An 11,207-nucleotide genomic window follows, 5' to 3' on the forward strand; every position below is an offset into this window, starting at 1 on the left:
GCCTCCGCCGGGCGCACTCAACGCCTCCACGCCCCCGGATCGCCCCGGGCCGACCCCCGGGCCGGCACGTTGCATGCGCCGCCCGGCCGCGGCGGCACGCTGCGCGCAGTGGTACTCCCCACACCGGTTGACGGGGGGCCGCAAGACCCGGCGGAACATCCCTCCCACCCCATCCCGGATGTGCACGGCAGGTCCACACCGCCGGGCCGAAACCCGGGCCCGCACCCACGGACCACCGCTCACTGGCTCCCCGGGGCGCCCGGTGAGCCAGTGCGCTCAAGGGGCTGAAGGCACTCCGGGCCGGTGGGCGCTTCGGGCCGCTACTCGTGGGTGATCTCCTCCACGACCGTCGCCCCCAGTTCGCGGACGATCAACTCGTGCCCGGAGAGGGCCGAATCGTCGAGGTCGGGGTCGTCGGCGGCCGGCATGTCGTCCTCCGGGGCCACCGGGGTGCGCCTCGGCTCGCGCGCGGGCTGGGAGGGACCGGAGCAGTCGCCTCCGGGCGGGACCGGGGCTGGGCCGGGGCCGCCACCGGCGACCCCGGATCCGCGGCGGGCGCCGGTGCGGCGGAGGGCTGGGCCGGAGCGGACTGCCGGGGCGCGGACGGGGCTCCGCCCCGAAACCGCCTCCGCCACCTCCGCCGCTCCCGCCGCCGTAGCCGCTTCCGCCGCCGAAGCCCGAGCCCGGCCCGGAGGCGGGCGGGGCCGAACCGCCCCGCCGCCCCCGTGGTGTCGACCACCGATTCGATCTTCCACTGCACATGAAGCGACTCGGCCAGCGCCTGCCGCAGCACGTCCTCGCTGCCGCCGCTGACGAAGCTGTCACGGGCACCCGCGTTCGAGAAGCCGATCTGCAGGGTCGTGCCGTCGAAGCCCATGACATGGGCGTTCTGGCTGAGCAGGATCCAGGTGAACCGGCGGCGGTTCTTGACCGCCTCCAGGATGTCCGGCCACATCTGCCGCACCTGGGCGGCGCCCTGGGCCGACCCCGGCGCGGGAGCGGACGCGGCGGCGTCCGGCGCCGGTGCGGGCTGCTGCGGCCCGGGCGCTCCGGCTCCGCCGGGCCCGGCGGCACCGCCTCGCGACCCCTGGCCGAGCGCGGCGGCCGTGGGCCAGCCGCCGGGACGGTGGCCCGCACCCTCCGCACCGGCTGTACCGGGAGCCGCGCTCTGAGCACCGCCCTGTGCGGCACCCGGGCCGCCCGCTCCCGCGCCGGGCCGTCCACCGGGTCGCTGCCCGCCCTCGGCGGACCCGCCACCCTGACCGGGCCGGGCTCCGGCAGGCCGCCGCTCCTCACCGGCGCCCAGGCCCGCACCCGTTCCCGGAGCGGACGCGGCAGGGGGCGCCGCGGCCGGAGCCGCACCACTCGGCCACCCTCCGGGGCCCGCACCGGGACCGGCCGGGGTCGCTCCGCCCTGCTGCCCCGGGGCACCGCCCGGAGCCGTCGCTCTTCCCTGCCCCTGGCCCGGGCCGCCCGCCCCGGGGGAGACCGGAGGCGGTCCCTGAGCCGCCGGGGCCGTGGGCTCCTGACCGGGAGCCGGCGGCTGCTGCGCGGCCCGGTTCGGCAGCGCGGCCCGGGCCGCGGCGGGCCCCGCCGGACCGGACGGGCCGCCGGCCGGGGCCGCGTAGGCGTCCGGGCCGGGCCCCGGAACCTGGCCCGCACTCGCGCCCGCGCCCATGGCCGCGCCGCCCGCGAGGGCCCCCCGCTCCAGCCGGTCCAGCCGGGCCTGGAAGGAGCGCTCGTCGTCGAAGGCGGCGGGCAGCAGGACGCGCGCGCAGATCAGTTCGAGCTGGAGCCGCGGGGAGGTGGCCCCGCGCATCTCGATGAGCCCGGTGTTCACCAGGTCCGCGGCCCGGCTCAGCTCGGCCGCGCCGAACCGCTCGGCCTGCGCCCGCCTCCGGTCGAGGACATCGGCGGGGGCGTCGATCAGCCCCTTGTCGGCGGCGTCCGGCACGGCGGCCAGGATCACCAGGTCGCGCAGCCGCTCCAGCAGATCGGCGACGAAGCGGCGCGGGTCGTTGCCGCCCTCGATGACGCGGTCGGTGATCTCGAAGGCGGCGCTGCCGTCCCCCGCCGCGAAGGCGTCCACGATGGCGTCGAGGAGGGAGCTGTCGGTGTAGCCGAGCAGGGCGGTGGCCATGGCGTAGGTCACGCCGTCCTCGGCGGCGCCCGCGAGGAGCTGGTCCATCACGGACATCGAGTCCCGCACGGAGCCGGCCCCGGCCCGTACGACCAGCGGCAGCACGCCCTCCTCGACGGGGATGGCCTCGCGCTCGCAGACCTCGGCGAGGTAGTCCCGCAGGGTGCCGGGGGGCACCAGCCGGAACGGATAGTGGTGCGTCCGCGACCGGATCGTGCCGATGACCTTCTCGGGCTCGGTGGTCGCGAAGATGAACTTGAGGTGCTCCGGCGGCTCCTCGACCACCTTCAGCAGGGCGTTGAAGCCCGCCGGGGTGACCATGTGCGCCTCGTCGATGATGTAGATCTTGTAACGACTGGAGGCGGGGCCGAAGAACGCCTTCTCGCGCAGGTCACGGGCGTCGTCCACGCCCCCGTGCGAGGCGGCGTCGATCTCGATGACATCGATCGAACCGGGCCCGTTGCGGGCGAGGTCGCGGCAGGACGGGCACGCGCCGCAGGGCCGGGGCGTCGGCCCCTGCTCGCAGTTCAGGCAGCGGGCGAGGATCCGGGCGCTGGTCGTCTTGCCGCAGCCGCGCGGCCCGCTGAACAGATACGCGTGATTGACCCGGTTGTTCCGCAGCGCCTGCTGCAGCGGGTCGGTGACATGCGACTGCCCGATGACCTCCGCGAAGGTCTCGGGACGGTAGCGGCGGTAGAGCGCGAGGGACGACACGCATACGACGATATCGGCCGCCGCCGACAACCGGCCCCACCCGCGAATGACCCCGCGCACACGACCCCGGCGCCTCGCGCGCCCCGCCCCTGGCCGCCCCGCTCACCGGCCGGTCCGGGAACGTCAACGCCCCCACGCACCCGCCAGAGCCCACTTACCCTTGCTGCCTTCCGGCCCTGGGGGAGTTCGGTGAGATAGCGCCACGTGAGGGGCTGGCCCCCACCCTAGCGGATCCCGGACCCCGATTCGAACCGGCGGGGGTACCCACCGGACACCCGCACGGCACCCGGCGACAGCCCCGGCCGGCGTCCGCCGGGAGCCCGGGGTACGGGTTCGCTAGCACTGCCTCGCGTCTTGTATTGTTTGCGGCGGAGGATTCGCCTAGTGGCCTAGGGCGCACGCTTGGAAAGCGTGTTGGGGGCAACCCCTCACGAGTTCGAATCTCGTATCCTCCGCACCCGCCTGAACAGGCGAAACGAGAACCCCGGACCGCTGAGCGGCCCGGGGTTCTCGGTGTGCTCTGGTCTCAATTCTTGGTCTCATTCATTTCCGGCATTCAAGACGTTCTTCTCACCCGGAGCGGTTCGCCGCCCCGGCGAACCTCGGGCACGGCTCTGCTCAAGAGGTACCACTGCGGGCGGCATACGCAGCCGCCGAAGCCTCACCGAGCGTTCAACTCGTCGGCCTGAACAGTCTTTACGGTCAGGCGTAGGCAATCCGGCATGGCAGTCGGTACCGGAGGGAGCGGTACCGACGGTCGCCGCCGTCCGGCCGGACAGTCCGCCTGCCGCATCAGTCGGGCCGACATGCGACGCCCGCACTCCTGGCCCTGGCGTTTGAGGACCACGTGGACGCGCGGGGCCCCGTAGGTGCCACGGGACCGCTCGTGCACGGCGACGATCTGCTCGGTCAGCTCGGCGTCCCGGATCGCGCGGGGACCAGGGCCGCCGTTGCGGCGGGCGTAGAAGGCGGCCCGGGAGGCCTTGAGCAGTTCACACGCCCGCTTGACGCTGTGATCTGCGGTCTTCTCCGCCTCGGTGAACGAGTGCACCGTCACCGGGTCTCCTTCGCGAAGAAAGCCGTCGCACGCTTGAGGATCTCCACGTCCTCCCCCAGCCGACGGTTCTCCCGCCGCAACGCGGCCAGTTCCTCGCGTTCACTGCTGGCCAGGCCGTCCCGTTTCGCCCGCGTCGACCTCGGCCTGCTTCACCCGGTCCCGCACCGCGGTCTCGGTCAGGTCAAGGTCTTTGGCGACTACGGCGGGGCCTGTCCGCCGGGTGTGGCGGCGGCCGTTCCGGTCCGGTTCGCGGGTGGTTCGGTCGGGGTGGGGGTCGCCCATGTGTCCGCCGGTTCCCGCGTGGCGGTGCCCGGGCCGGTCGGCGGGCCGGACTCCTGGGGGCGCGGGCTGCCGGAGGGAACAAGGCCGGGGTCTCCGGCGCGGCCGACGGGGTGGGCTCCGCCGGCGGGGTGGAGGGCGTCACCCGGCCGTGGGTGGGCGCCGGCGCCTGGGGACCGTCGGGGACGCGGGCGCCCCTGGTGACGCCAGGTAGAACGGCAGGGCGACGAGGGCCGCGACGGCGGCGGACAGGCGGCGCCGGCCGCGGTGCGCAGCAGCCGTCGGCGGGACGCGGCGCGGCGGATCGCCTCGTAGCGGCCGGGGGGCGGGCCGAGGCGGTCGGAGGCGGGCCGCAGGATCACCGCGAGGGGGTCGTCGGGCTCGAAGGGGCCGGGCTCCGGACCGTCGTCAAAGCGTGTGGTCAAGGCTTCTCCTCAGGTGTGCGCGGAGCAGTTCGCGGGCCGCGTGGAGGTCGGCCTTGACGGTTCCTTCCTTGCGCCCGGTCAGCGCGGACACCTCCCGGATCGGCATGTCAGCGTAGTAGTGCAGCAGGATCGGGACCCGCAGCCGCTGCGGCAGCGACTGCACGAGCAGGCGCACCGACGGGTCGGACTGTTCGGTGTGCGGGCGGACGGCGGCCTCGGTGGTGGCACGGCGCACCGCCTTGCGTTCGCGCTCCAGCTTGCGCCAGTGGTCCCGGACGAGGTTGGCCGCGGTGACGTAGAGGAAGCCGCGGGGCTCCTCCACGGACGTCCAGCGGGCCCAGAGCCGGGTGAACGCCTCCGAGGCGATCTCGTGGGCCGTCTCGTCGTCGTCCACGAGACGCCGGCACCAGCCGGCGAGGCGCGGGTAGAGGGCGGCGAACAGCTCGGACGCCGCCTCGTCACGGGACCGTTTCAACGCTCTCCAGGGTCGTGGGGTGTGCCGTGCGTGCCCGGCTGGAAGATGCCGGGCCGCCGGTGTGCGTTCCGCCGGCCCGGCGTCCGTTCCGGGGTCGCGGTTCTCGGCGGGCCCGGGCCCGTTCCGGGGTCGGGGTTCGTTCCGGAAGGGGGTTCGTTCCGGGGTCAGGGGTCCTACGGGCTCGGTGCGGCGAAGGCGATCACGTTGTCGCGGTAGCCGTCGGCGGTGCGGGGGCCGCCGCAGGTGATCAGCCGCAACTCCGGGCGGTCCACGTCCCCGTAGACGTCGTCGGCCGGGAAGTCCGCCCGGGCGACCGTCCGTACGGTGCTGACGGCGAAGGCCACCGTCGTGCCGTTCTCCAGGCGCACCTCGATCCGGTCGCCGCGGCGCAGCCGCGCCAGGTGGCGGAAGACCCCGTCCCGGCCCTCGCCGACCGTGACGTGGCCGAGGATGACCGAGGGGCCGGTCCGCCCGGGGGGCGGCGAGTGCCGGTACCAGCCGGCCCGGTCGTCCGCCGTGGCCGGCGGCACCTGCACGGTGCCGTCCGCCGCCAGCCCCAGCCGCATGACCGGGGTGTCGACCCCGATGGCCGGAATCCGCAGCCCGACCGGCACTGCCGCCGGCCGCCCGGAGGCCTGCCCCGGCTTCCCGGTGGCGGGTGAGGACGGTGGCGGGGACCGGGGCGGGGTGCTGCCGGAGGACGGGGTCGCGGCCCCGCGGCCTCCGCAGCCCACGAGCAGGGAGGACACCGCCGCGGTGGCGAAGGCGCGCCTGGAGAGCGGCATCACGGGTCAGGCCCCGGTCGCCCGCCGGCGGCGTACGACGAAGGCCCCCGCGCCGCCCGCGACGAGCACCGCGGCGGCGCCGCCGATCAGCCCGCCGCCGGTCCCGGACTGCGAGGACTCCGCCGTCACTCCGGTGTCGGGAGCGCCCGACGGAACCACGGAGACCTGCCCGTCGGCCGGCTCGCGGGACGGTTCGACGGTGGGGACCGGGGAGGCGGGAGCCGGCGCCTCGGACGCTTCGGCCCCGTCCGTCGGCGAGTCCGGGGCCGGCGCCTCGGTGGGGACGGCCGTGGGGGTCGGGGAGGCGTCCGCGGCCGGACGGGCGGTGAGGGCCTCGGCCGCCCCGCCGGCGAACGCGGGCCCGGTGCCCGCCAGCACGGCGGTGCACGCGAGTGCGAGGGCACTGAGGACAGTTCGGCGCATGGGATCGCTCTCTTTCGTCGGTCCGCCCGGGTGCTCGGGGGACTGGGTGACGGTCGAGCGGAGAGACGAGGCGGCGGCGGAGCGGGTTGTAAAGAGCGGGCAAAGTCCGGTTTCCGGCAGCTCGCGGGGGTGCCTCAGCGTTTGACGCGGCCGCGGACGGCCAGGACGGCGAGGCCGAGCAGGAGGGGTTCGGTGAGGCGGGAGGCCATCTCGATGTAGACGCCCGCGGTGGTCAGTTCGGCTTCGGCGGAGCGGAAGACCACCGAGTTGATCGCGACCCGTACCGACCTCTCCCACCGTTCGGTGGTGAGGCGTTCGGCCAACGGGCCGTCCGGGGCCGCTGGTTCGGCGGCCGGTTGCGCGCTCTCGCGGTCGGGTCCGGCTGCCTGCCCCGGCTCGGGAACGGCGGCGGGTATGCCCCACAGCATCAGCGTCAGCACGGTGACGGAGATGGCGCCCAGCAGCCAGCACACAGCCCGTGAGGCGCGCAGCCCGTAGCCGGAGAGCGCCCAGTAGGTGGTCAGCAGTCTCCGTTCGGCGGAGGCCCGGGTGGGGTCGTGCCGGCGCATCTCCATTTCGCCGTAGTAGAAGTCGGCGGCGTCCGGTTCGTTCTTGCCGTCCTCCAGGGACTTGCGCAGTTGGCGGTAGAGCACGGCCAGGGCGGCGGGCTCCGGGGGGCGCGTGCCGTCGGGCGGCGGTTCCCAGCCGTGCGGCCGTCCGGGGCGGCGGCCGGATTCCCGCCCGGCCCGCCAGTGGTGCTCCTCCACCAGGGTGCTGCGCCGGGCCCAGCGGCGCGGCAGGATCCCGGTCCGGCCGGCCGGGCTCCTGCCGAAGACGCACCGGCCCTCCAGGCGCAGCTGGTCGAGGTGGAGGGTGCCGGAGAAGCGGCAGGCGGTGAGGTCCACGTCGTTGAGCGTCAGATGCGCGGCGTCGGCTCCGGTCAGCGAGAGGATCCGGACCGCCGGGTCGCCGTCGGGCAGTTCCGCCTCGGGGACCGTCCCGCCCTCCGGGGCGGTGAAGGGGGCCGGGGCCGCGGCCACGGTGAGGGGGTATTCGAGGACGGCGTCGGTCAGGTCGACGCCGGCGTAGCGCAGCCGGAGCGTCGCCGTGGACGACCAGCGGGTCCGGACGCAGACCGCCTTCGTGACCGCCGCTTCGACGACGACGGGCGCCGCGAACACCGCACCGGAGAGGACGAGGGTGTCGGCGCAGGTCAGCGGGCCGAGTACGGGCGCTTCGTCGAACCGTGCCATGTCGAAGCGGGCGTTGCCCGCGAAGCGTGCGCCGTGGAACAAGGTCTGCCCGGAGAACTGTGCCCCGCCGAAGCCCGCCGATCCGCGGAACTCCGTTCCGTCGAAGCCGGCGGCGCCGGAGAACCGGGTCACGGTGAAGTAGGCGTCGCCCTGGAACCGGGTGTCGTTGAAGCGGGCGTCGCCGGCGAAGCGTGCCGCGCCGAACCGGGCCCGCCCCCGGAACCGGGCGCCGGTGAACCAGCACGCCCCGTGGAACCGGGAACTGCCGAACCACCCGTCGCCGCCGAACCGCGTGTCGTGAAACCAGGCGCTGCCGCGGAACTGGGCGGCGCCGAAGCCCGCGGTCCCGGCGAAGCGGACCCCCTGGAACCAGGCGTCGGCGGCGAACTCCGCCCCGGACAACGACATGTCGCCCGCGAACCGCGCCCCGGAGAACCAGGCGTCGCCGGTGAAGCACGCCCCGCCGAAGTCGGCTCCGCCCGCGAACCGCGCCCCGTCGAACCGGGCGGTGCCGATCCGCGGCCGCCGGATGGCGGGGTCGCGCAGCGCGGTGAGGAGGGCGGTGAGCAGTTCCTGGGTGAAGGGGGTGCCGCGGTGGTCGACATCGGCGCCCGGGGCCAGGGAGGCCAGATAGGCGGCCCGGTCGGCGTCGGTGAGATGGGCGAGGCAGGCGCCGTGCTCCCCGACCGGGGTCCCGTCACAGGGCGGCGGGCCGACGGCGGTGCCCGTGCCGGGGCCGGTGCCGGGGCCGGTGCCGATTCCCGTGCTCGTGCCGGTCGTTCGGCTCTCTCTGTCCACGTCGTCCTCCGCGGGAAGCCTAGTGGCGATCGGTCGCGGGTCCGGTACGGAGGGGGAACTCCACGGCCAGGGCGGTCACTTGGACGGCGGGACCCGGGGGCGCACAGCCGGAGGCCGGGGCATCGGGGACCTGCGTGCGGGGCGGCCGGTGCGGCGGCGGTGTCATGGAACCGTAAGCACTCGGCGGCCCGTTTCCGGGGCCGGTGGCGCCTAGATTCGCAGCTCACACACCGAATCCTGGGAGCTGCCATGCGCGTCCGTGTCCCCGTCCGCCGCTCGTCCCTTCCGGCCCTCGCGGCCGCCGTCCTCTTCGCAGTCGCCGGGTGCGGTTCCGGCGGGGAGTCCGGCGCGTCCGGCGGATCGGGGGAGGCGGGCACCGCCGCCGGCTCCTCGCCGGAGGCCGGGTCCGGCGACGAGCCGGCCGACGGGGCCGGTACGGACGGCGGGACGGAGGGCGGGGACGCGAACGGGTCGGCGGAGGTGCCCGACGCCTTCCGGTTCACCGGGCAGACCCTGGACGGACAGAAGTTCGACGGGGCGGAGCTCGCGGGCAAGCCCACCGTGCTGTGGTTCTGGGCCCCCTGGTGCCCCAAGTGCAAGGCACAGGGCCCGGAAACGGCGAAGGTGGCACAGGAGTTCGAGGGGAAGGCACACGTCGTCGGCGTCGCGGGCCTCGACAAGCCGGCGGCCATGAAGGACTTCGTCAGCTCCGCCAAGGTCGGCGGCTTCCCCCAGCTCAACGACGAACCCGGCGCGCTGTGGCGCAAGTTCGGGGTCACCGAGCAGAGCGTCTACGTGGTGCTCGACGGCAAGGGCAAGACGGTCTTCACCGGCAATCTGCCGGCCGGTGAGGGACTGGCCGGCAAGGTCCGCGAGCTGGTCGGCTGATCCGCCGTGCCGGACCTCCCCCTCGCGCTGGCCCTGACGGCGGGCATGCTCGCCGCCGTGAACCCCTGCGGATTCGCACTGCTGCCCGCCTATCTCTCCCTGCTGGTCCTGGGCGACGGCGGGGACACCCCCTCCCGCGCGACCCTGGTCGGCCGCGCGCTGACCGCGACCGCCGCCATGACGGCCGGCTTCACGGCCGTGTTCGCCGTGTTCGGGCTTGCCGTCGCCCCCGTCGCGGGACAGGTGCAGCGGCACCTGCCCTGGTTCACCATCGTCTTCGGACTGCTGCTGGGCCTCGTCGGCGTCTGGCTGCTGGCCGGCCGCCAACTGCCCGCGCTGCTCCCCAAGCTCCGCCGCGCGCCCACCGTTTCCCGCTCCCTGCCGTCCATGGCCCTGTTCGGCGGCGCCTACGCGATCGCCTCCCTCGGCTGCACCATCGCGCCGTTCCTCGCCATCGTGGTCTCCGCGTTCCGCGGCGGCTCGGTGCCGGCGGGCGTGGCGCTCTTCGCGGCCTACGCGGCCGGGATGGGTCTGATCACCGGTGCGGCCGCGCTGTCGGTGGCCCTGACCCGCACCGCGCGGGTGGGCGGGCTGCGCCGGCTCGGCGGGGCCGCGTCCCGGCTGGGCGGCGGGCTGCTGCTCCTGGCCGGCGCGTATGTGGCGTACTACGGCTGGTACGAGATCCGGGCGCTGGACGGCGGTCCGGTCGCCGACCCCGTGGTGGACGGCGCGGGCGCCGTGCAGCGGCTGCTGGCGGGGGCGCTGGCGGAGATCGGTGTGCCCGTGGTGGCCGCGGTGTTCGCCGGGCTGCTGGCGGCGGTGCTCCTCCTCCGCCGCACCCGCCGGGCCGTCGGCGCGGCAGCGGAGCCCGGTCCGGAGCCGGGTCCGGAGACCGGTGACGGCCGGGACCGACCGGCCGCGGAACCGGCCCGGCGTGCGCCCGAGCACCGGTGACGCCCGTCCGCGCGTTCGCCGGTACCGCCCCCGGGGCCGGCTCCGGGCTCGCCGCCGCTGCCCCCAGTTCACCCCGGCGCAGCGTGCCGTGTCCCGCCCCGGGCCGGGTAGCCGAGCGGTCATGGGCGAGATTCTGGTGGGGACGTGTTCCTGGACGGACCGCGCGCTGATCGCCTCGGGCTGGTACCCGCCGGGCCGCCGCGATCCGGAGGGGCGGTTGCGGCACTACGCCGAACGGTTCCCCGTCGTCGAGGTCGACGCCTCGTACTACGCCCTCCCGAGCCGTCGCAACAGCCTGCTCTGGGCCGAACGCACCCCGCCCGGCTTCGTGTTCGACGTCAAGGCGTTCTCCCTGCTGACGGGGCATCCGACACCGCAGGCATCCCTGCCCGCCGATCTGCGGCCCGCGCTCCCCCGGCAGCGGAGCCGCGGCCCCGGCAGTACCGACCCGGCGCTGCTCGACGAGGTGTGGCAGCGCTTCACCACGGCGCTCGAACCCCTGCGCGAGGCAGGCCGGCTGGGCACCGTGCTGTTCCAGTTCCCGCCGTGGTTCGCGCCCGGCGCGCGGGCCGGAGACGCCCTCCGCGCCTGTGCGGAGCGCACCGCGGGCTGGCCGGTCGCGGTCGAGTTCCGGCACCCGGACTGGTGGCACGCGGACACCCGCGAGGCCACGGCCGCCCTGCTGACGCGCCTCGGCTTCGCGGCCGTGGCGGTGGACATGGCGCAGGGTCTGCCCGCCTCGGTGCCCCCGGTCACCCCGGTGACGTCGCCACGGCTGGGCGTGGTCCGCTTCCACGGCCGCAGCACGGCCTGGGGCACCGGCAGCAAGGAGGACCGGTTCCGGCACGGCTACACGGAGGACGAACTGGCCGCCTGGATACCGGAGGTGCGGGGGATGGCGGAGCGGGCGGAGCGGCTGCACGTGCTGTTCAACAACTGCTGCGGTGGCGCGGCCGTCCGGGCGGCGGAGTCGATGCGGACGCTGCTCGGGCTTCCGGCCGGGGTGGTCTGAGACA

Annotated in this window: 10 protein-coding genes, 1 tRNA gene and 1 other RNA gene; 4 read left to right on the forward strand and 8 right to left on the reverse strand. The window is 75.4% G+C overall.

Annotated features, from left to right (window positions below; all coding sequences use genetic code 11):
- Positions 1 to 370 precede the first annotated feature (370 nt).
- Both E4N63_RS15290 and ffs read right to left on the reverse strand, forming a co-directional pair.
- Entirely contained in the window at positions 371 to 2,854 is a 2,484-nt protein-coding gene (locus tag E4N63_RS15290; RefSeq protein WP_230240946.1) for a DNA polymerase III subunit gamma and tau, read from the reverse strand.
- 118 nt (positions 2,855 to 2,972) lie between these two features.
- An RNA gene (gene ffs, locus E4N63_RS15295) (signal recognition particle sRNA small type) lies at positions 2,973 to 3,072 on the reverse strand.
- Positions 3,073 to 3,224: 152 nt separating this feature from the next.
- Here ffs and E4N63_RS15300 point away from each other — a divergent pair.
- A tRNA-Ser gene (locus E4N63_RS15300) sits at positions 3,225 to 3,309 on the forward strand.
- A gap of 206 nt (positions 3,310 to 3,515) precedes the next feature.
- Here E4N63_RS15300 and E4N63_RS31135 read toward each other — a convergent pair.
- The 6 genes from E4N63_RS31135 to E4N63_RS15335 all read right to left on the reverse strand — a co-directional run bounded on the left by E4N63_RS31135 (position 3,516) and on the right by E4N63_RS15335 (position 8,349).
- Positions 3,516 to 3,911 carry an IS3 family transposase gene (locus E4N63_RS31135; protein ID WP_230240947.1) on the reverse strand — a complete coding sequence of 132 codons (396 nt, stop codon included), beginning with the start codon at positions 3,909 to 3,911 and terminating at the stop codon, positions 3,516 to 3,518.
- Between the two features lie 99 nt (positions 3,912 to 4,010).
- Entirely contained in the window at positions 4,011 to 4,193 is a 183-nt protein-coding gene (locus E4N63_RS15310; protein ID WP_230240948.1) for a hypothetical protein, read from the reverse strand.
- Positions 4,194 to 4,598: 405 nt separating this feature from the next.
- Positions 4,599 to 5,090, reverse strand: a complete 492-nt coding sequence (locus tag E4N63_RS15320) for an RNA polymerase sigma factor (RefSeq protein ID WP_125627011.1) — start codon at positions 5,088 to 5,090, stop codon at positions 4,599 to 4,601.
- 173 nt (positions 5,091 to 5,263) lie between these two features.
- A complete protein-coding gene (locus E4N63_RS15325) occupies positions 5,264 to 5,875 on the reverse strand; it encodes a class F sortase (RefSeq protein ID WP_268271011.1) in 612 nt (203 codons plus the stop codon).
- 6 nt (positions 5,876 to 5,881) lie between these two features.
- Entirely contained in the window at positions 5,882 to 6,298 is a 417-nt protein-coding gene (locus E4N63_RS15330) for a Tat pathway signal sequence domain protein (RefSeq protein WP_230240950.1), read from the reverse strand.
- A gap of 134 nt (positions 6,299 to 6,432) precedes the next feature.
- On the reverse strand, positions 6,433 to 8,349 hold the full coding sequence (locus E4N63_RS15335) for a pentapeptide repeat-containing protein (RefSeq protein WP_228429416.1): 1,917 nt from the start codon (positions 8,347 to 8,349) through the stop codon (positions 6,433 to 6,435).
- Positions 8,350 to 8,598: 249 nt separating this feature from the next.
- On the opposite strand from E4N63_RS15335, the gene E4N63_RS15340 reads away from it, so the two are divergent.
- The 3 genes from E4N63_RS15340 to E4N63_RS15350 all read left to right on the forward strand — a co-directional run bounded on the left by E4N63_RS15340 (position 8,599) and on the right by E4N63_RS15350 (position 11,203).
- On the forward strand, positions 8,599 to 9,237 hold the full coding sequence (locus E4N63_RS15340) for a redoxin domain-containing protein (protein WP_125626629.1): 639 nt from the start codon (positions 8,599 to 8,601) through the stop codon (positions 9,235 to 9,237).
- 6 nt (positions 9,238 to 9,243) lie between these two features.
- On the forward strand, positions 9,244 to 10,191 hold the full coding sequence (locus tag E4N63_RS15345) for a cytochrome c biogenesis protein CcdA (RefSeq protein ID WP_125626630.1): 948 nt from the start codon (positions 9,244 to 9,246) through the stop codon (positions 10,189 to 10,191).
- 121 nt (positions 10,192 to 10,312) lie between these two features.
- Positions 10,313 to 11,203: a DUF72 domain-containing protein gene (locus E4N63_RS15350; protein ID WP_230240951.1), complete on the forward strand. Its 891-nt coding sequence runs from the start codon at positions 10,313 to 10,315 to the stop codon at positions 11,201 to 11,203.
- Positions 11,204 to 11,207: the final 4 nt, after the last annotated feature.

Origin of the sequence: Streptomyces sp. MNU89 (assembly GCF_020982505.1) — a bacterium.
Lineage (GTDB): Bacteria > Actinomycetota > Actinomycetes > Streptomycetales > Streptomycetaceae > Streptomyces > Streptomyces xinghaiensis.

What these genes read in the sequence shown, in the direction of transcription:
- E4N63_RS15310 (WP_230240948.1), bottom strand. Translation starts at nt 4,193, where the DNA reads ATGGGCGACCCCCACCCCGACCGAACCACCCGCGAACCGGACCGGAAC.
- E4N63_RS15325 (WP_268271011.1), bottom strand. Translation starts at nt 5,875, where the DNA reads ATGCCGCTCTCCAGGCGCGCCTTCGCCACCGCGGCGGTGTCCTCCCTG.
- E4N63_RS15330 (WP_230240950.1), bottom strand. Translation starts at nt 6,298, where the DNA reads ATGCGCCGAACTGTCCTCAGTGCCCTCGCACTCGCGTGCACCGCCGTG.
- E4N63_RS15340 (WP_125626629.1), top strand. Translation starts at nt 8,599, where the DNA reads ATGCGCGTCCGTGTCCCCGTCCGCCGCTCGTCCCTTCCGGCCCTCGCG.
- E4N63_RS15350 (WP_230240951.1), top strand. Translation starts at nt 10,313, where the DNA reads ATGGGCGAGATTCTGGTGGGGACGTGTTCCTGGACGGACCGCGCGCTG.